The sequence below is a fragment of the Bradyrhizobium sp. UNPF46 genome (genome assembly GCF_006658625.1).
GTDB lineage: Bacteria > Pseudomonadota > Alphaproteobacteria > Rhizobiales > Xanthobacteraceae > Bradyrhizobium > Bradyrhizobium nitroreducens.
The window spans coordinates 1-19,232 of sequence record NZ_LFJB01000068.1; the positions used below are offsets into that span (position 1 = coordinate 1).

The following is a 19,232-nucleotide window of genomic DNA, read 5'->3' on the forward strand; positions in this document are numbered from 1 at the left end:
GGACACCGGTTCGCGTGAAGAAAACGCGTCAAAACAAGAATCTAGAGCTTCGGTTCTGATTCAATCAGAACCGAAAATGCTCTAGGATCTATTCACCAGCCAATTTCAGCCTCGGCCCCGTCGCGCCCTCGCGGGCGCGCAGCCGGGCTTCCTCGCGCGGCATGTAGTCGCGGGTGAGCGGCACCACACCCTGCCGCCGGGTCAGCTGGATCTGGAAGTTCATCATGGCCTGCTTGCGGAACGTCATCTCGCAGGCCGCCAGATAGAATTCCCACATCAGCGCGAACCGCTCGTCGTAGAGCTGCACCGCCTCCTCACGTCGCGCCATGAAGCGCTCCCGCCAGGCTTTCAGCGTTTCCGCGTAATGCAGACGCAAGATCTCGATATCGCAGACGAGGAGGCCGGCGCGCTCGATCGCCGGCAGCACCTCCGACAGAGCGGGGATGTAGCCGCCGGGAAAGATGTATTTGGCGATCCAGGGATTGGTCGAGTCCGGCCCTTGCGAACGGCCGATCGAATGCAGCAGCATGACGCCGTCCTCGCGGAGCAGCTCGGCGCAGCGTTGGAAGTAGGTGTCGTAGAATTGGGCGCCGACATGCTCGAACATGCCGACCGAAACGATGCGGTCGAACTGCCCGTCGATGTCGCGATAGTCCTGGAGCACGAATCTGGCCGAGCCGGTCAGGCCCTTGTCGGCAGCGCGCGCATTGGCGATCTGCAACTGCTCGGTCGACAGCGTCACGCCCGTCACGTCGGCGCCCGTGATCTCGGCGAGGTAAAGCCCGAGCCCGCCCCAGCCGGAGCCGATGTCGAGCACGCGCTGGCCGGGCTTGACGAGCAGCTTGGCGGCGATGTGCCGTTTCTTGGCGAGCTGCGCGTCGTCGAGCGTCGCGTCCTGCGCCTCGAAATAAGCGCAGCTGTATTGCTTGTCGGCATCCAGGAACAGCGAATAGAGCCGGGCGTCGAGATCATAGTGATGTGCGACGTTGTGGCGGGCGCGCGAGCGCGGATTGAACTGTTTCAGGTGGCGCGTCAGATAGCGCAGATGCCACCAGGGCTTTGCCCATTGCGGCAATAGGTCGGGCTGGTCGAGCAGGATCGCGAGGGCGTCAGCTATGGTGCCGTGCTCGACGACGAACTCGCCATCCATATAGGCCTCGCCCAGTCCGAGCTCGGGATTGACGAGGATTTTCCGCTCCGCCTCTGCGGTCACGAAGCGCACCGCGACCGGCACGCCAGTGCCGTCGCCGACGGTGAATGTCGATCCGCTGGCGCTGGTCACCGTCAACGACCCGCGGCGGACGAATTGAGACAGAAATCGACGCAACAAACGGTCCATCGCCACCTCCCTCTCGAGCGAACCCGAAAGATGCGACACACCCGGCCTTCACATCCGACGCTCAGGTCCCGCGGTTCCTATGCGTTTGCATCCAAATCTGGGGACGGTCGCCCGGGCCCGCTATTGCGCTGTGATCAAAGGGGATATTCCAAAATCGCTTAATCACATCCTTGCGCGTGGAGGCTGCTTCCATTCGCGGCTCAATCGGTTAAAAGGTGACCCGCCGCCGCCCCGGAGGCCGGCTGCACCTCTCGGAATTCAATGGAGATGATGGGAATGTCGAGCCGAGCGCTCAGCCTCGCGACGGTATTGCTTCTGATCGGCTTCGGCGCGGCCGACACCGTTTTTGCGCAGGCGACCAACCTCGAGGCCGGCAAGACCCCGTCCCAGCTTTTCGCGCAGACCTGTAATGCGTGCCACAAGAGCCCGCGCGGACTTCTCAAGTCCGTCGCGCCGGGTTCGTTGCCGGGCTTCCTGCGCCAGCACTACACCACGAGCTCGGACATGGCGGGAATCCTCGCCTCCTATCTCGTCTCCAACGGTGCCACCGACACCCGCTACCAGGCCAAGGACGGCAAGAAGGACGGCGCCAAGGAGAAGGACGCGAGCACCAATCCCGAGCATCAGGGCCGCCGCCCGCGCACGCAGGACGCCGCCAAGCCGGACGGCGACGCTGCTGCTCCCGCTGCGGAAGGTGCTCGCCAGAAGCGCGCTGCACGACCGGCCGAGGAGGGCGCGAAACCCGAAGGCCAGGCTGCGCCCGAAGGGCGCAAGGGCAAGCGTCGCGCCAAGCCCGGGACCGAAGAAGCCCCGAAGGTCGATGCCGCGGCTCCCGCCACTCAAGAGAAGAAAAGCGAACCGAGGACCGAGACCGCCAAGCCTGAGAGCTCAAAGCCTGAGAGCTCAAAGCCTGAGAGCTCAAAGCCCGAGAGCGCGAAGTCTGAGAGCCCGAAGGCTGAGCCCGACGGCGGCAAGGCCTCCGAGAAGCCTGCCGAGGCCAAGCCGGACAGCAGCGCCAAGGTCGAGCCGCGCAGCAGCGATACACCGGCGCTGCGGCCCGATCCGGTCCCGCAGGTGACGCCGGCAGCTCCAGCCGCCGCCAAGCCCGCGGAGCCGGCAACGCCCAAGCCGGCGGAGGAGACGGCTCCCAAGCCTGCTGCCAGCTCCGAGCCGGCCCCGCAGCCGGCGCCAGCCACGTCCTCCGGGCCTCCGGCGCCGCCAATCTCGCGCTGAGCCAACCCAGATTTTCAAACGAACCTGCTTGAGGCCGCTTCTATCGCGGCCTCCTTGTCGTCTTGACCGTCATTGGAGCGTTGCTCTAGAGTTGTACTCTATGAGGCGTTGATGACGGCGAGCGTGCGAGACGATCTGCTGGCGGCTGGACTTGTCGTGTTCGACCGCGTCGGCTTCGAAGCTGCGACGGTCGCCGCGATCCGCACCCGGGCGCGCGCCTCCAACGGCAGCTTCTTTCACGCCTTCGGCTCGAAGAAGGAGCTCGCGGGCGCGCTGTTCCTGGAGGTGCTCAGGCACTACCACGCCGCGGTGCTGGCGGCGCTCGATCCTGTGCCCGGCGCCGAGCAAGGCATCGATCGGCTGATCCGGGCTCATCTCGACTGGGTTGTGACCAGCCGGCGCGAAGCGCGCTACCTCTTCGAGATCTCGCGTAGCGAGTGGGGCGAGGAGGTGCGCGACGCCCAACGGGCGCAGAATGCGCGACTTGCCGAAGGCATCGAGCGCTGGCGCGCGCCACTGGTTGCGAGCGGCGAGCTGTTGCCGATGAAGCCGGGGATGTTCGTCAGCCAGCTCATCGGGCCGGCGCAAATCTTCTGCCGCGCTTTCCTGTCGGGACGCGACCGCGCCGATCCGCGCGTCGAGGCCGACACGCTGATCGCCTGCGCCATTCGCGCGCTGAGGCCGTTAGATCGCATCAACAGGCAATAGGGAGAGACTGCATGCGAGCCGACGCAGATCCGGAATTTGCACCGATCGCCGAGCACATCCACGCCAATGTCGGCCGGCAGGGCTTCATGAACCTGGTCGGCGCCGAGCTCTCGGAATTGACGCGCGGCACCTGCACGATTGCGGTGGACCGCCGGCCGGAGCTGCTGCAGCAGCACGGCTTCTTCCACGGCGGCGTCACGGCCTTCCTGGTCGACAATGCCACGACGATCGCAGCCGCCACCTCGCGCGGCCAGCCGGCGCTGACGGCGGAATACAAGCTCAATCTGTTGTCGCCCGCGGTCGGCGAGAAGCTGATCTGCCGTGCCCGGGTGATCAAGCCTGGCCGTCAGGTGTCGGTGGTTGCGGCCGACGTGTTCTGCGTCAGCGATGGTGTCGAGAAGCACACGGCAACGGCGCTGGCTTCGATTGCGATGCTGAGCGAGGACGTCGCCGCCAAAACGAAAAGCCCGGCCGCCTGAGGCGACCGGGCTTTTGACGCTTGTCATTGCCGGGCTTGCCGTCTTCGCAAAGCTTCGCCGGCCCGATATCGAGAGCCCGGCGAAGCCGTTTGCGGAGCCGGGACCCGGCAATCCATCATTTGGCGAGAGTTCTTTGACGATGGATGCGCGGGTCAAGCCCGCGCATGACGAGATGTACTGTAGGCTTACTTCTCTTCCGCAGCCGGGGCCGGCTCGACCTCGTCGAGCTGGGCTTCCGGATCGAAGAACTCGCCGGCGGCGGCGATCGCCTCGGCGGCCGCGTCGCGGTCCTCGTTGCGGGTGGAGATGTCCTCGCCGCGGTTGATGCGCTCGGCCTCGTCCTGGCTGCGCGCAACCGTGACGGTGATTTCGACTTCGACCTCGGGGTGGACGGCGACGGTGATGGAGCGCTTGCCGATGGTCTTGATGGGCGCGTCGAGCTGGACCTGCGGGCGAGCCAGCGAGATGCCGTCGGCCTCGAACGCGACGACGATGTCACGCACGTTGACCGAGCCGAACAGCTGGCCGGCTTCCGAGGCCTGGCGGATCACGATGATGTTCTTGCCCGCGATCTTCTCGGCGACCTTGGACGCTTCGCCCTTCGAGGCGAGGTTGCGGGCCTCGAGCTCGGCCTTCATGCCGTCGTACTTGGCACGGTTGTCGGCGGTGGCGCGCAGCGCCTTGCCGCGCTTGAGCAGGAAATTACGGGCATAGCCGTCGCGAACCTTCACGACTTCGCCCATTTGGCCGAGCTTGTTGACGCGTTCCAGCAAAATGACTTCCATATTCGTTCTCCTTTTGAAGTGCTCTGTAGGGTTTCAGTTTCGGGTTTGAACTCAAGGGGTCGGCAGCGGCGGCGGCTGCCGGCTGCGCAGGAAGCGCTCGCGGAAGCCGAACACGGCATCCGCAAGGCCGAGGATCACCATCGCGATCACGGGCCATCCCAAGACGACGACGAGGGCGTAGGTCGAGCCGAGCCAAAAGGTGCGGCTCTTCAGCGCAAGCGTGAGGGTATGCAGCACGGCGAAGCCGGTCAGCGCATAGCCCATCATCAGCGCCGCCGCGGCGATCTGCGCGGCGATCGCGAGCAGCCCCCCGGTGAAGCAGAAGGCGAGCGCGATGCAGAGGCCCACCAGCGTCATCGGCGGCAACTCCGCCGTCATCATGTCCGGCCAGGGGCGCCGTAGCCGGCCCGACGTCGCCGTGACCTTGGCGCTGAGCCAGAGATTGAGGGTCAGCGTCATCATCGCGACGACGGTGGCGCCTGCCGGTGCGATGCGCACCATCGCGTCGACGAACTGGCCGGCTTCGCCGGAGCTTTGCGGGTCGGTGGCGCGGAGGAGGCGCATCAGGCCGCGCCGCAGCGTGCCCATGATGGTCTCGGCGTCGGTCCCGAGCGTGAGCAGGGCGGCGATCGTGGTCAGCGTGGCGAAGCCGGCGAGCCACAGCAGGATGCGGCCGACCGGATACCATTCGAGCTCAGGCTCGGCGGCCGGTTCGGTGGCCGCCTCCGGCGCGGCAGGTGCCACGGGACGGCTGAGCAGGACGAGGTGCCCGAGCCACCACGCGGGCAGGGCGACGGTGACGGCGAACGCGATACAATGGGGCAGGCCGAACAGGATGCCGAGGCCGATCGCGGCAGCGATGCCGCCGAGGCTCGCGCAAAGCGGTCCCCAGCCGATCGCGGCGACCATCAGCGGGAGCGGTGCGAGATAGAACAGGACGAGCGAGATCAGCGCGCCCGAAATGATCGAGGCGAACATCAGCGCCGAGGCGGCGCCGGCGATCAGGGCTATCAGCACAAATGGCATCATCAGCTGTCCCGCTCCCTTCGAGCGGTTAGAGGCGACTTGCCCCAACCATCGGCGACCGGACGACCCGGAAGCCTTATGAAATTAAAGAGTGCAGCCGGCGGCGATGTCGCCGCCGGCTGATTTCGTCTTAGCGAATGACGTAGGGCAGCAGGCCCAGGAACCGCGCGCGCTTGATGGCGCGGGCGAGCTCACGCTGCTTCTTCGCGGACACCGCGGTGATGCGGCTCGGCACGATCTTGCCGCGCTCGGAGACGTAACGCATCAACAGCTTGGAGTCCTTGTAGTCGATCTTGGGAGCATTGGCGCCCGTGAACGGGCAGCTCTTGCGACGACGGAAAAACGGACGGCGTGCACCAGCTTCAGCCATGATTCTTACTCCGCATCCGTGGTTTCAGCTTCGTCACGCGGACGGCGCGGGCCGCGATCGCCGCGGAAACCGCCCTCGCGGTCGCCACGGAAGCCGCCTTCGCGCTCACCGCGGAAGCCGCCGCCACGATCGTCACGCTCGCGGTCGCGGTCGGCCTTGCGCATCATCGCGGACGGGCCTTCCTCGAGCTCTTCGACGCGGACGCTGAGATAGCGAATCACGTCTTCGCTGATGCGCTCCTGGCGCTCGATCTCGGCGATCGCCGCGGACGGCGCGTCGATGTTGAGCAGCACGAAGTGCGCCTTGCGGTTCTTGTTCATGCGGTAGGTGAGGGAGCGTACGCCCCAGTTCTCGGTCTTGGTGACCTTGCCGCCGAGACCTTCGACGATACCGGTCATCTGCGCAGTCAGCTCTTCGACCTGCTGCGTGCTCGCGTCCTGACGCGCGAGAAAGACATGCTCATAAAGAGCCATGGTGGTCCTTTCCTCGTGTTGGCGCATCGCCCGGCGTCAAGCCCTTAAGAGGCCTTCGGAAAGGACTCTGGGATGAAGCTCAGAAGGCGGAAACACGGGACGACGGGCCGACTGGCCCTGCCACACCAAAATCACGAATGATTTGCTGAGACCGTCCGTTCAGCTCCCGGCCGGGGTCTGCGGATATGCGCGCTTATACGGATTTTGACCGGCTTTGCAAGGCTGGGGGCGGGGTTTTTGGTCCCCGAGGGTGCCGGTCCAGGGCGCCAGACCGTCCCCCCATACCACATCTAGCTTGATATTTTTGTTTGTATGACATACAAATAAATCAACCAAGGGAAGCCCATGGCGGAGAAGTCGGTCCAGGACTCGTTTGAGGCAGCGGGCGACCCGAAGCACGCGGCGCGAGCCACCCGGTCGGCCGGCCGCAAGATGCGCTCGTTGCTGCTGGATGCGGCGAGCCCGCTGTTCCGGGAGCGGGGGCTGTCGGGTACGGCGATCACCGACATCGCGGCTGCCGCGGATGCCTTCCCGAGCCAGATCACCTACTACTTCCGCACCAAGGAGGCGCTGTTCGTCGAATGCGCCTGCCGCGACCTCCTGTATCTGGCGCGTGCGACCGAGCAGGCGGCGCTGAAGGCGCGCACGCCGCGGGACTACACGCACGCGCTGGCGGAGACCGTAACCGCGAGCGATTCCGTCGCCTTCTTCGCGGAAGCGCTGACATTGACCCGCCGACGCCAGGATCTTGCACCGCTCGTCGAGCGCACGATCGAGCGCCTGCACGGCGAAGGCGCGCGCGCCTATGCGAGCCAGGTGGCGCGGCACGGCTGGCGGTCGCTGCGTGCGCCCGACGAAAGCTCGCGGCGTTTCTGGGCCGTCGCCATCGGCGTCATTCTCGAAGGCTATGCGATGGGCCGCTCGCCCGAGGCGCTCTGCGCCGAGATGCTGCGCGTGCTCGGCGAGCAGGCGAAATCCAGCGGCGATGCCGCGCGTCTGCGGCTCGTCGACGACGCATCACATTCGAACGAGGAGGGCTAGGCCATGACCGCGCTTCGCATGCGGGCCCGCGATTTCCTGACCGACGACCAGCTCGCCGACGTACGCCAGCGCGTGACGTGGAAAGGCGTCGCCCTGATCGGACACGCCTGGACGCTGATCATTGGTGCCGTTGCGCTGGTCGCGTGGTGGCCCAATCCGGTCACCTATGTTCTCGCCGTCGCCATCATCGGCTCGCGCCAGCTGGGCCTTGCGATTCTGATGCATGACGGCGCGCATGGCTGCCTCTCCGCCGACGAGAAAGCCAATCTGGCCCTGAGCCAATGGCTGTGCGCCTATCCATTGTTTGCGGAGACGCGCAGCTACCGGCGTTATCACCTGCAGCACCATGCGCGCACGCAGCAGGAGGACGATCCCGATCTCGTGCTGTCGGCGCCGTTTCCGATCACGAAGCTGAGCTACCGCCGCAAGTTCGTTCGCGACATCACCGGACAGACCGGCTACCAGCAGCGCAAGGCGCAGCTGCTCAACGCACTCGGTTCGAAGGACTGGCCGTGGCGCCAGCGCGCCGCGCATTTCTGGGGGAAGCTCGGGCCGCAATGCCTGGTCAACGCCGCGATGTTTGCGGTGTGTGTGGCCGCCGGCGTGTGGTGGGCCTATCCGCTGCTATGGCTGGTGCCGCTGCTGACCTGGATGATGGTCATCACCCGCATCCGCAACATCGCAGAGCACGCCGTCGTCCCCGACAGCAGCGATCCCTTGCGCAACACCCGCACCACGCATGCCAACTTTCTCGAGCGCCTGTTCATCGCGCCGTACTACGTGAACTACCACCTCGAGCATCATCTGCTGTTCTATGTGCCCTGCTACAATCTGCCGAAGGTCCATCGGCTGCTGAGCGTGAGCCGCCATGCCGGTCGCATGGAGGTGCAGCCGGGCTATGCGGCGGTGCTGCGCCTGGCGACGGCAAAGCCCGACCGGGATGACCGGCCAGGCCAGTTGGTGAACAGCGCGCGTCGCGCGCAGGCCGGCGTGAAGATCGACGCCAACCAGACCGCCGGTGGGTTTTGAGCCTCTCGTATCCCCAGTTGAATGCCGGCCGGGGTTCCCATCGCGGCTTGACAGTCCGGCCCCGGACAGTGTCTACGGCCCCCTTTGGAGCATGATCCGGAGCCACGGCCCAAGGAACCGGGCCCCAAGGCCGCGCGTAATCGGCTGCCGGTTCTCAGGAGGGATCGTGCCCGACAAGCAGGGAGCGCCGATGACGGCAGCATTCACATTTCCGGGGCAGGGGTCCCAGGCAGTTGGCATGGGCAAGGCCCTGGCCGACGCCTTTCCGGTGGCGCGCGCCGTGTTCGACGAGGTCGATGCCGCGCTTTCCGAGAAGCTGACGGCCATCATCTGGGATGGTCCGGCCGAAACCCTCCAGCTCACAGAGAACGCCCAGCCGGCGCTGATGGCGGTGTCCGTCGCCACCCTGCGCGTGCTGGAGGCTGAGGCTGGTTTTTCCGTGGGGCGGGACGCGGCCTTCGTCGCCGGCCACTCGCTCGGAGAATATTCGGCGCTGGCCGCGGCCGGCAGCTTGACGGTCTCGGATACCGCCCGTCTGCTTCGCACCCGCGGTCTCGCAATGCAAAAGGCCGTTCCGGTCGGTGCCGGCGCGATGGCGGCGCTGCTCGGCCTCGACTACGAGGCGGCCATGGAAGTGGCCAATGAGGCGGCGCAGGGCCAGGTCTGCCAGGCCGCCAACGACAATGGCGGCGGGCAGGTGGTCGTCTCCGGCGACAAGGCCGCGGTCGATCGCGCCGTCGAGATCGCCAAGACCAAGGGCGCCAAGCGCGCGATGCTGCTGCCGGTGTCCGCCCCGTTCCATTGCAAGCTGATGCAGCCCGCCGCCGATGCCATGGCGGAGGCGCTGTCGAAGGTCACGATCAAGGCGCCGGCCGCGCCGCTGGTGTCGAACGTGCTGGCGAGCGCCATCACCGATCCCGACGAGATCCGCCGCCGGCTGGTCGAGCAGGTCACGGGCACGGTGCGCTGGCGCGAGTCGGTTGCCTATATGGCAGGGCAGGGCGTCACTCGTTTCTTCGAGATCGGCGCGGGCAAGGTGCTGACCGGTCTCGTCAAGCGCATCGCTGACGGCGCCGTCGGCGTTGCGGTCGGCGGTCCGAACGATATTGCCGCCGCCAAGGACGCACTGGCCGCTGCGAAGCAGGCCTAGGTTTACGCACGATCTTTCCGGAAAAACCGCTACGCACTTTTCCGGATCGTGCTTTGGAGGAGTTTTCGATGTTCGATCTGACTGGCAAAAAGGCGCTCGTCACCGGCGCGACCGGCGGCATCGGTGGTGCGATCGCGCAGGCGCTGCATGCGCAGGGCGCGACCGTCGCGATATCAGGAACGCGCAAGGAAGTGCTGGAGGAGCTGGCCGGCAAGCTCGGCGAGCGCGTTCATGTGCTGCCCTGCAATCTCTCCAAGGCCGATGAGGTCGAGGCGCTGGTGCCCGCCGCGGAAGCCGCGATGGGCCAGGTCGACATCCTCATCGCCAATGCCGGCATCACCCGCGACAATCTCTTCGTGCAGCTCCGTGACGAGGATTGGGAGGAGGTCATCAACGTCAATCTGACCGCGACCTTCCGCCTGGCACGCGCTGCGACCAAGCTGATGATGCGCAAGCGCTTCGGCCGCATCATCGCCATCACCTCGGTGGTCGGCGTCACCGGCAATCCCGGGCAGGGCAATTACACCGCGTCGAAAGCGGGCCTGATCGGCATGATCAAGACGCTGGGCGCCGAATACGCCAAGCGCGGCGTGACCGCGAACTGCATCGCGCCGGGCTTCATCAAGACGCCGATGACCGACGCGCTCAACGACAAGCAGCGCGAAATGATTCTGACCAAGGTTCCGGCCGCCCGCCTGGGGACGCCCGAGGACATCGCGGCCGCCGCGGTCTACCTGAGCTCGAACGAAGCAGCCTACGTCACCGGCCAGACCATCCATGTCAACGGCGGCATGGCCATGATCTGAAGCCCTCGTTCCGCACTGCCCGCATGGGGCCGTGCCGGATGCGGCAAACGGCCGTTTCCGGAGGGAAATGAGGCTTGTGGTCAAGGCAATTGAAGTATGATAACCGGACCTTCAACGGATGGGCAAAGAACGCCATTGCAGGTTTTTGAAACCCTGTATATTGGCGATGCGGAGCCTTGGCCGTCGTTCGCCGGGCCCTGTATCGGTTAGGATGGGGCCAAATCAAAGTTCGTAAGCGAAGGCAAGTAACACGACCACGACGGCTCGTATCGTCCCGGGGGGTCGGGTCTACAGGGAACAACACGAGGTTAAGCAATGAGTGACATTGGCGAGCGGGTTAAGAAGATCGTGGTCGAACACCTTGGTGTTGAACCCGAGAAGGTTGTCGACGCTGCGAGCTTCATCGACGACCTCGGCGCCGACAGTCTGGACACCGTCGAGCTGGTGATGGCGTTCGAAGAGGAATTCGGTTGCGAGATTCCGGACGACGCTGCGGAGACGATTCTCACCGTCGGCGACGCCACGAAGTTTCTCGAGAAGAACGCGAAGAGCTAAGGCTCTTCATTTTCGCGGGGACAACATTGAAACCGGACGGGCCGCTTCGCAGCGGTCAGCCGGTTTCTTGTTATTGGCCGTGAATCTTTCGATGCGGAGTTTTCGGATATGAGGCGGGTTGTCGTCACGGGTCTCGGCATGGTCTCGCCACTCGGCTGCGGCGTCGAGCCGACCTGGAAGCGCATTCTCAACGGCGAAAGCGGTGCGCGTAGGATCGAGAGCTTCGACGTCTCCGATCTCCAGACCAAGATCGCCTGCACGGTGGTGCGCGGTGACGGGTCGAACGACAGCTTCAATCCCGACAAGTGGATGGAGCCGAAGGACCAGCGCAAGGTCGACGACTTCATCATCTTCGGCATGGCCGCAGCCGGCCAGGCGCTCGACGACGCCAACTGGCACCCCGAAACCGAAGAGGACAAGTGCGCCACCGGCACCATGATCGGCTCCGGCATCGGCGGCCTCAGCGGCATTGCCGACACCGCGATCCTCCTGAAGGAGCGCGGACCCCGTAAGGTCTCGCCGTTCTTCATTCCGGGCCGTCTGATCAATCTCGCCTCCGGATATGTGTCGATCAAGCACGGGCTGAAGGGACCGAACCATTCCGTGGTCACGGCCTGCTCGACCGGCGCGCACGCGGTCGGCGATGCCGCCCGCCTGATCGCGCTGGGCGATGCCGACGTGATGGTCGCGGGCGGCGCCGAGTCGCCGATCAGCCGCATCGGTATCGCCGGCTTCAACGCCGCGCGCGCGCTGTCGACCGGCTTCAACGAGACGCCCGAGAAGGCCTCGCGCCCCTATGACAAGGACCGCGACGGCTTCGTGATGGGCGAGGGCGCCGGCGTCCTGGTGCTGGAGGAGCTCGAGCATGCCAGGCGCCGTGGCGCGAAGATCTATGCCGAGGTGATCGGCTACGGTCTGTCGGGTGATGCCTATCACATTACGTCGCCGTCGCCCGATGGCGATGGCGGTTTCCGCAGCATGTCGGCCGCGCTCAAGCGCGCCGGCCTGACCGCATCCGATCTCGACTACATCAACGCGCACGGCACCTCGACACCGCTCGGCGACGAGATCGAGCTCGGTGCGGTCGAGCGTCTGCTCGGCAATGCCGCCTCCAAGGTCGCGATGTCCTCGACCAAATCGTCGACGGGGCATCTGCTCGGCGCGGCCGGCGCGATCGAAGCGATCTTCGCCATTCTCGCGATTCGCGATAATGTCGTGCCGCCGACGATCAACCTCGACAACCCGTCGGTCGGGACTGCGATCGACCTCGTGCCGCATACGGCGAAGAAGCGTGAGGTGAATGTCGCCTTGTCGAACTCTTTTGGTTTTGGCGGTACCAACGCGTCGGTGATCGTCCGACGTCTGGTCAATTAGTTTGGGTTTGAGACGAATCCACCGTTTTGCCGTATTCGGCGATAGTCATGGAAGTGGGCGCGTGCATTTGGCTCGGCAAGCGATTGCCGGGCCGCTATTGAACCGGCAGGATTCAGGTTGCTTCGATGAGTGAAAGGCCGCCCATTTCGCCCCGGAGTCCGCGGGCAGCGCTGGAGCCAGAGCAGCTTCCGCCGCCGCCGAAGCGATCGGACCGTGCCCGCAATCCCTTCGTGGTCGTCGGCAACGCCATCATCACCCTTCTGCTGATCGCCATGCTCGGCGCCGGCGGCGTCTATTATTACGGGCGGCAGGTGTTGGAAGCACCCGGCCCGCTGAGGGAAGACAAGATCGTCAACATCCCGCAGCGCGCGGGCAAGCGCGACATCGCCGAGACGCTGAACCGGGAAGGCGTGACCGACGTCAACCCGTGGGTGTTCATCGCCAGCGTCGCCGCGCTGAAGGCGAGCTCGGACCTCAAGCCGGGTGAATATGCGTTCCAGAAGAACGCCTCGCTCCGCGACGTCATCGCCACCATCGTCGAGGGCAAGGTGGTGCAGCATGCCGTCACGATTCCGGAAGGCCTGACCTCGGAGCAGATCGTGGCACGTCTGTCGGACAACGACATCTTCACCGGCAGCGTGCGCGAGTTGCCGCGCGAGGGCACGCTGTTGCCCGAGACCTACAAGTTCCCGCGCGGCACGCCGCGCGATCAGGTGATCCAGCGCATGCAGCAGGCGCACAAACGTGTGCTCGCCGAGATCTGGGAACGCCGCAACCAGGACATTCCGGTCAAATCGCCGGAGCAACTAGTGACGCTGGCCTCGATCGTCGAGAAGGAGACCGGCAAGCCCGACGAGCGCAGCCGCGTCGCCGCGGTGTTCGTCAATCGCCTGAAGCAACGCATCAAGCTGCAGTCCGATCCGACCATCATCTACGGCCTCGTCGGCGGCAAGGGTACGTTGGGACGTCCGATCAAGCGCAGCGAGATCACGCAGCCGTCGCCCTACAACACCTATGTCATCGAAGGCCTGCCGCCGGGCCCGATCTCAAATCCCGGCCGCGCCTCGCTGGAGGCGGCCGCCAATCCGGCCCGCACCCGCGACCTCTATTTCGTCGCCGACGGCACCGGCGGGCATGCTTTCACCGAAACCTACGACGCGCATCAGAAGAACGTCGCCAAGCTCCGCGCGATGGAGAAGCAGATCCAGAACGACACGGTCGAGCCGGCCGAGGATGCGCCGCCGCCCGCCGCCGCGCCCGGGGCGACCGATACGCCGACGGCGGCCACGCCGGCCCGGCCCAATCAGCAGAAGAAGCCGCCGGCGGCACGCCCGGCCAATCCAGCCAATCCCGCACCGGCCCGGCAGGGCGCGGTGCAACCCTCGCCGCCGGTGGTCCAGCGCTAGGCGCGCTGCAGACCTGCCTGCGGACTTTGCGGATTCCACTTTCCTGCAAAATAGTCTTAAGTTTCGCGTGGCTTGATGCCTCGCGAATCCCGCGTTTTTTGGAGAATCTGACCTGATGGCGCTGTCGTCCATGACTGGCTTTGCGAGATGCCACGGCGCGAGCGGGCCGTACACGTTCGAATGGGAATTGAAGTCGGTCAACGCCAAGGGCTTTGACCTCAGGGTCCGGTTGCCGCAGGGGTTCGACGAGCTCGAGGCCCATGCCAAGAAGCGTGCCGGCGAGCTTTTGTCGCGCGGCACGGTCTACGCCAATCTCACCGTCAAGCGCACCAATGCCGCCGCCTCGGTCCGGGTCAACGAGGACGTGCTGAACGCCGTCCTGAAGGCCGCCGCAATGATCGGCGGCAAGATTGACGCGGTGGCCCCGAGCATCGACGGCCTGCTCGCGATCAAGGGCGTCGTCGAGGTCGCCGAGCCCGAGGGGGACGAGGAGGAGGACAAGGCCGCGCGCGCGGCTGCCGCCGCGGCCTTCGACAAGGCTCTCGACGAACTCGTCGCGATGCGCAAGCGCGAGGGCACCTCGCTCGGGCAGATCCTGACGCAGCGCGTCGACGAGATCGAGCAACTGGCGAAGAAGGCGGAAGCCGCGCCCGGCCGCAAGCCGGAGGCGATCAAGGCCAGGCTCGCGGAGCAGATCGCGGCGCTGCTGGACACCTCCGACCGCTTCGATTCCGACCGCCTGATGCAGGAGGCGATCCTGATTGCGACCAAGGCCGACATCCGCGAGGAGCTCGACCGCATCGCCTCGCACGTTGCGCAGGCCCGCGAGCTGATCGGCAAGGGCGGCCCGATCGGCCGCAAGCTCGACTTCCTGGCGCAGGAGTTTCATCGCGAGGTCAACACCTGCTGCTCGAAGTCGAACGATATCGAGCTGACCAACACGGGCCTCGCCATGAAGAACGTGGTCGAGCAGTTCCGCGAGCAGGTCCAGAATCTGGAGTGATCGATGACGACGGGCGGTCACGGAACTGACGGTGTCGAGCGGCGCGGCTTGATGTTCGTGCTGTCCTCGCCCTCGGGCGCGGGCAAGACGACGCTGTCGCGTCTTTTGATCGAGCGCATGACCGGCCTGAAAATGTCGGTCTCGGCGACCACGCGCCCGAAGCGGCCGGGCGAGGTCGACGGCAAGGATTATCTGTTCGTCGACAAGCCCCGCTTCGACGCGATGGTGGAGGGCGACGAGCTCTTGGAATGGGCCACCGTGTTCGACAACAGCTACGGCACGCCGCGTGCGCCGGTCGAGGCTGCGCTGTCGTCCGGGCAGGACGTGCTGTTCGACATCGACTGGCAGGGCACGCAGCAATTGCGCGAGAAGGCGCGCGCCGACGTCGTCAGTGTCTTCATCCTGCCGCCTTCGGCCGCCGATCTCGAGAAGCGCCTGCACTCACGTGCGCAGGATTCCGACGAGGTGATCCGCAAGCGCATGAGCCGCGCCAGCCACGAGATGAGCCATTGGGCCGAGTACGACTACATCGTGATCAACCACGACGTCGACGAGGCCTTTGCCGAGGTGCAGTCGATCCTGAAGGCCGAGCGCCTCAAGCGCGAGCGGCGGATTGGCCTCGTTGGCTTCGTGCGAAGTTTGCAAGGGCAGCTTCAGGCCTAGGCTGCGGCAATTGCGGCCCTTGCTGCGCCAGCCGTTCCAGCATCGCGGTGATCACGTCGACATCGACGTTGTCCTCGAGCTGCATATCCTGGTCGCCATGGTCGTCCTTGCGGGCGACGGGCTTGTCGGCATCGGTCTCCCTCGCCGCGAGGCGGGGCGGCGCGGCCTCGATCTCGAATTCTCCATTGAAGATGTCGGCCTCGTCGAGCTCGTTGGCCTCGAGCGCAGTGGTCTCGCTGCGAACGGAGGCGGATTGAGCCGCGAGCCTGCTGATCTCCCGGGTGAACGCTGCGAGCTGCGCGGTCTGCGGCGGCCGGACCTCATCGAAGTCGACCGGGCCGGCCTGGGCGTGCGGTACGAGCGCCGGCTCGTGCCAGGGGGCGCGGCTGCCCTCATGGTCCTGCGGGGTCCAATCGTTCCAATGCCCGCGCCGGTCGGTGGCCTGGATGCGGACGCGTCCGCCGGCGAAGCGATAGACGACGCTGGCGAGGATGCCTGCGAGCGCCAGCGCGCCGCCGATCACGAGCAGCAGTAGCTGCACCCCTGGCTTGTCGGTCGCGCCGTCCGTTGCGGCGGGCGGGAGCGGGGCGGGGGATTTTGACGGCTTTGCGTTCGGCTGCGCCGCTGCCACGGCGATGGCCGGCGCGGGCTGCGGTGCTGGTGACGCCGCGGACACATCGGGCCAGGCCGGTGTGGCGGGAGCTTGCGGCGCGTTGTTATCGGCCTGGCTGGCAGGTTGTTGTGGCGGCGTCGGGTTTGCCGGTGCGGCCGGCGTGATCGCGTTCGGCGCCCTGGGAGCTGCAGTGCTGCGCGGACCCACATATTCGGCGCGCGCGTCCTGCACGGTCTGCTGCGGCGGCTGCGCTGGTGAATCCGACGACGCGTCGACCGTGGCCTGCGCAGTCTGCGTGGCTTTCGCGCCGTCCTTGTCGCTGGCGGCGCGCAGGTACCAGCATTGGCGCTTGGTCGTGCGGTCGAGGCGGTAGTACCAGTGCTGTCCCTGCGGCGCGGTGCCTTTCGGCGAGGCGAGGCAGTCGGCGGCCTGGCTGGCTGCGCTTGTTCCCGCCGGCGCGTTCTGCGACACGGCTGCCAGTGGCGCGCCGGCAATGAGACTGCCGACGAGGGCAGAGACGAATTTCGCGGTTCGGTTGCCCATCCTGGTCTCCCGGTTACGCATGCAACTGTACTGCCCCTTTGTCATCAAAGACTTGGGTGGCAATGAGCCGCAAATCCGGAGAGGATGTGGCTTGAATTGGGCCTGCGGGATGTTTGTTCCGCAGCGAAATGGGGCCTTTCGCCGTTACTGTTTCGCCGAAGTCCAGGTTCCACCGCAGCCGTCGGAACGGCGCCAGGTGCCGGAACCGCTGCGCGCACCGAGCCGTCCGGAGCCGGTGAAGGTCACGCCGCCGTCGCCATGACCGAACGTGCTGACGGCGCCGCTCGCGCTGACCGTGCCGCTGACGCCCTGGCCGATGACCTTGCCGGAGGAAACCACGACCGCGCCGGATGTGGAGCCGCCGCAGCCGACGCTGGTGACCATCCAGGCGCCGTCAAAGCTGCCGCCACCTCCGCCACCGCTGCTTCGCCGCGATGACGCGCGCGGTTCCTCGGCTGCCGGCTTGCTCCGACGCGCAGGGGCAGCCGGCTCGGCCGAGCGGTCCGATCGCGAGCCCGACAGCGACTTCTCGTCATTGCCGATCGAGCCGCCGGCACTGCCGGATTGCGCCAACAGAGGCGATATGGCGGACGATGAAGCGAGGATGGCGGTGAGGAGGACGGCGAGGGCAGTCGGACGGGTGACGGCATTGAGCATGAGCAAAAATCCAAATTGAAAAAGGATCAGCGGCCCGAGCCGTCGGCGCAGACGGCTCCGATAATGCGGCAAGCTTTGCCAGCCTTGCCGCATTCGTCAAGCGCGGCGTCCCGGGCGCGCTGCACGCCCTCGCGCTGGACCAGCGACCAGGATTTGTCGGAGATCGCAAACGCGCCGCAGCTCTTGCCGTAGAAGGAGAGCTCGATCGGGCATTTGGCGCCGGCGCAATTGCCGCGCGCATCAGCCACCGCCGCGCGGCGCGAGGCGTGGTTCCAGGAGATGCCCCATTTGCTGCCGTCAGGACCGTAAACGATCGAGCCCCACGGCTTGAGATCCTCCATCTTACGCATGCGCAGCAACAGGCCTTCGGTGGCTTCGCCGGTCGGCGCCATCGAGATCCGTTGCTGCAGCTTGGTGATGGCGCGCGTCAGGCCGTCGGGCGTATCAGGATCGAAATTGAGCTCGTAGAGGCGCTCGCTGAGCTCGCTGAGCAGCGCGGCGTCGCGCAAGGGAACGCGGTCGGGATCGGCGCGCAGACGCTCCGCCGGCGAGGGATCGGGCTGCATTGCGGCGACCTGTGGCGGCGAGCTTTGCGTCGGCGGGACGAAGAAGAAAGTGCCGTCGATCGGCGAGGACGACACCCAGGGCTGCTGCGCGCCCGCGGTGGCGCGCTTCACGGCGAGGCCGACCTGGTTGAAGGTCTGGAACACATCGAGACCCGCGACCCGGATCGTGCTGGCAAGCGCCTTGGTATAGGGGCTGTGGCCGTCGGCGCCGTCCTGGGCGACGTTGCCGGGCTGCGTCGCGTAGGAAATCAGCGTGCCCTCGGGCGCGCGCATCTGCGCAAGTCCGCCGTCCGAGGCACGCAATCCGCGCGAGCCAAACGGGTTGTTGCGGCAGGCGTCGAGGATGACGAGGTTGAGGCGCGTGCCGGAGCCCTGCATCTGGCGCAGCACGAGGTTGACGTCGGTCATCTGGAAGTCGACATCGGCCTCCCGCGTCGGATTGGCGCCGACCGGCACGAGATAGTTGGAGCCCGCGACCTGCACGCCGTGGCCGGCATAATAGAACAGCGCGACGTCGGCGCCCTGGACCTGCCGCCCAAAACTCTGCACCGCGACGTCCATCGCGCCCTTGTCGAGATCGAGCTGGGCCCGGCCACCGACCAGCGTGAAGCCGAGCGCTCCGAGCGTCTCCGCCATCAGGCCCGCGTCCTTCGAGGGATTGTCGAGCGGCGTGATGTTCTTGTAGGCGGAATTGCCGACCACGAGCGCGACGCGCTTCTCGGCCATTGCCGGCTGCGTGGCGGCGACAAGCAGGGCCAGCGCCGCCAGCCCCAGGACGCGATTGAAAATCCTCGCGCGCATCGAAATTCCTCAAAATAATGCCGTCAGTGTATCAGGCCGGCGTGCCGCCGAAAAGCGATCCGGTGAGGCGGGGCAGACGTCGAGAGCGCCGACGGCGCATTCCGTCATCCTGAGGTGCGAGCGGCGCGATGCAACAGCATCGAGCCGGGAGCCTCGAAGGATGCACGGCCAAGCTGGCAGCCGGGCCGTCGCCCTTCGAGGCCTCCGCTACGCTCCGGCACCTCAGGGTGACGGGACGATCGCTTCAGCTTGCAGACGCGCGCCCGCAATCTCGCGGCGCGTTTCGCCCGAGCTTTGCAGGTGGTTTGCGCGCTTTGAATGCCAAAGGGCGCAGGGAAGGCCGGGCGCCGGGCGGCACCCGCAAGTCCGTGCGCGACGAAAATGCACACGGGGTGGACCACAGGTGTGCCGGTCGCCCGGCCTTCCCTGCGCGGCTGGTTTTAACGGTGTCCTTCGTGCTCTCCTCGGGGAGCGTTGCACTATTGCCCCCGTCGCCTTGCGGATGGCTGATGCACGTGCCCGGTCGGGCCGCCGCATCACCGCAAGCCTTGACGCCAGAACCCCGGGCGTCAGGACCACACGACTTCTCCGTCCGCGGACGATCCCGCCGAA

At 66.2% G+C, this 19,232-nt stretch carries 20 protein-coding genes; 12 read left to right on the forward strand and 8 right to left on the reverse strand.

All coding sequences use genetic code 11. The features are described 5' to 3' along the window. Window positions 1-88: 88 nt before the first annotated feature. A complete protein-coding gene (locus UNPF46_RS25720; RefSeq protein ID WP_181770107.1) occupies window positions 89-1,339 on the reverse strand; it encodes a cyclopropane fatty acid synthase in 1,251 nt (416 codons plus the stop codon). 276 nt (window positions 1,340-1,615) lie between these two features. Between UNPF46_RS25720 and UNPF46_RS25725 the strand changes: the two genes are divergently transcribed. The 3 genes from UNPF46_RS25725 (at window position 1,616) to UNPF46_RS25735 (ending at window position 3,759) form a co-directional block, all read left to right on the forward strand. After that, window positions 1,616-2,572, forward strand: a complete 957-nt coding sequence (locus UNPF46_RS25725; protein ID WP_181770108.1) for a hypothetical protein — start codon at window positions 1,616-1,618, stop codon at window positions 2,570-2,572. A 111-nt stretch (window positions 2,573-2,683) separates the two neighbouring features. Further along, window positions 2,684-3,280 (forward strand): TetR/AcrR family transcriptional regulator, encoded by a 597-nt coding sequence (locus UNPF46_RS25730; protein ID WP_142251866.1) that lies wholly within the window; start codon window positions 2,684-2,686, stop codon window positions 3,278-3,280. Between the two features lie 11 nt (window positions 3,281-3,291). Then, on the forward strand, window positions 3,292-3,759 hold the full coding sequence (locus UNPF46_RS25735) for a PaaI family thioesterase (RefSeq protein ID WP_100176928.1): 468 nt from the start codon (window positions 3,292-3,294) through the stop codon (window positions 3,757-3,759). A 185-nt stretch (window positions 3,760-3,944) separates the two neighbouring features. On the opposite strand, the gene rplI is transcribed toward UNPF46_RS25735, so the two are convergent. From rplI to rpsF, 4 genes are all read right to left on the reverse strand, one after another. Then, window positions 3,945-4,544 (reverse strand): 50S ribosomal protein L9, encoded by a 600-nt coding sequence (gene rplI / locus UNPF46_RS25740; protein ID WP_100176927.1) that lies wholly within the window; start codon window positions 4,542-4,544, stop codon window positions 3,945-3,947. Window positions 4,545-4,595: 51 nt separating this feature from the next. Then, complete coding sequence (locus tag UNPF46_RS25745; protein ID WP_100176926.1) at window positions 4,596-5,573, reverse strand: YybS family protein; 978 nt, start codon at window positions 5,571-5,573, stop codon at window positions 4,596-4,598. A 127-nt stretch (window positions 5,574-5,700) separates the two neighbouring features. Then, the gene (rpsR, locus tag UNPF46_RS25750; RefSeq protein WP_007592020.1) at window positions 5,701-5,940 is read right to left on the reverse strand and encodes a 30S ribosomal protein S18; all 240 of its coding nucleotides are present in this window, start codon (window positions 5,938-5,940) and stop codon (window positions 5,701-5,703) included. 5 nt (window positions 5,941-5,945) lie between these two features. Next, a complete protein-coding gene (gene rpsF / locus UNPF46_RS25755) occupies window positions 5,946-6,413 on the reverse strand; it encodes a 30S ribosomal protein S6 (RefSeq protein ID WP_097665907.1) in 468 nt (155 codons plus the stop codon). 345 nt (window positions 6,414-6,758) lie between these two features. On the opposite strand from rpsF, the gene UNPF46_RS25760 reads away from it, so the two are divergent. The 9 genes from UNPF46_RS25760 to gmk all read left to right on the forward strand — a co-directional run bounded on the left by UNPF46_RS25760 (window position 6,759) and on the right by gmk (window position 15,440). Beyond that, a complete protein-coding gene (locus tag UNPF46_RS25760) occupies window positions 6,759-7,454 on the forward strand; it encodes a TetR/AcrR family transcriptional regulator C-terminal domain-containing protein (RefSeq protein WP_142251867.1) in 696 nt (231 codons plus the stop codon). A gap of 3 nt (window positions 7,455-7,457) precedes the next feature. Then, window positions 7,458-8,483, forward strand: coding sequence for a fatty acid desaturase family protein (locus UNPF46_RS25765; protein WP_142251868.1), 1,026 nt, complete (start codon window positions 7,458-7,460; stop codon window positions 8,481-8,483). Between the two features lie 190 nt (window positions 8,484-8,673). Beyond that, window positions 8,674-9,633 (forward strand): ACP S-malonyltransferase, encoded by a 960-nt coding sequence (fabD, locus tag UNPF46_RS25770; protein ID WP_100176923.1) that lies wholly within the window; start codon window positions 8,674-8,676, stop codon window positions 9,631-9,633. A gap of 68 nt (window positions 9,634-9,701) precedes the next feature. After that, a complete protein-coding gene (gene fabG / locus UNPF46_RS25775; RefSeq protein WP_142251869.1) occupies window positions 9,702-10,439 on the forward strand; it encodes a 3-oxoacyl-[acyl-carrier-protein] reductase in 738 nt (245 codons plus the stop codon). A 315-nt stretch (window positions 10,440-10,754) separates the two neighbouring features. Beyond that, window positions 10,755-10,994 (forward strand): acyl carrier protein, encoded by a 240-nt coding sequence (locus UNPF46_RS25780; RefSeq protein ID WP_008130699.1) that lies wholly within the window; start codon window positions 10,755-10,757, stop codon window positions 10,992-10,994. A gap of 108 nt (window positions 10,995-11,102) precedes the next feature. After that, window positions 11,103-12,368, forward strand: coding sequence for a beta-ketoacyl-ACP synthase II (gene fabF / locus UNPF46_RS25785; RefSeq protein ID WP_100176921.1), 1,266 nt, complete (start codon window positions 11,103-11,105; stop codon window positions 12,366-12,368). Between the two features lie 125 nt (window positions 12,369-12,493). After that, window positions 12,494-13,774 (forward strand): endolytic transglycosylase MltG, encoded by a 1,281-nt coding sequence (mltG, locus tag UNPF46_RS25790; protein WP_142251870.1) that lies wholly within the window; start codon window positions 12,494-12,496, stop codon window positions 13,772-13,774. Window positions 13,775-13,889: 115 nt separating this feature from the next. After that, window positions 13,890-14,777 carry a YicC/YloC family endoribonuclease gene (locus tag UNPF46_RS25795; protein ID WP_100176919.1) on the forward strand — a complete coding sequence of 296 codons (888 nt, stop codon included), beginning with the start codon at window positions 13,890-13,892 and terminating at the stop codon, window positions 14,775-14,777. 3 nt (window positions 14,778-14,780) lie between these two features. Next, entirely contained in the window at window positions 14,781-15,440 is a 660-nt protein-coding gene (gmk, locus tag UNPF46_RS25800; RefSeq protein ID WP_142251871.1) for a guanylate kinase, read from the forward strand. On the opposite strand, the gene UNPF46_RS25805 is transcribed toward gmk, so the two are convergent. The 3 genes from UNPF46_RS25805 to UNPF46_RS25815 form a co-directional block, all read right to left on the reverse strand. Continuing rightward, window positions 15,373-16,596 (reverse strand): hypothetical protein, encoded by a 1,224-nt coding sequence (locus UNPF46_RS25805; RefSeq protein ID WP_181770109.1) that lies wholly within the window; start codon window positions 16,594-16,596, stop codon window positions 15,373-15,375. The two genes, gmk and UNPF46_RS25805, sit on opposite strands and share 68 nt — an antisense overlap. Window positions 16,597-16,740: 144 nt before the next feature. Continuing rightward, window positions 16,741-17,253 carry a hypothetical protein gene (locus tag UNPF46_RS25810; RefSeq protein ID WP_142251873.1) on the reverse strand — a complete coding sequence of 171 codons (513 nt, stop codon included), beginning with the start codon at window positions 17,251-17,253 and terminating at the stop codon, window positions 16,741-16,743. A 26-nt stretch (window positions 17,254-17,279) separates the two neighbouring features. Next, window positions 17,280-18,620 carry a caspase family protein gene (locus tag UNPF46_RS25815; RefSeq protein WP_142251874.1) on the reverse strand — a complete coding sequence of 447 codons (1,341 nt, stop codon included), beginning with the start codon at window positions 18,618-18,620 and terminating at the stop codon, window positions 17,280-17,282. Window positions 18,621-19,232 lie beyond the last annotated feature (612 nt).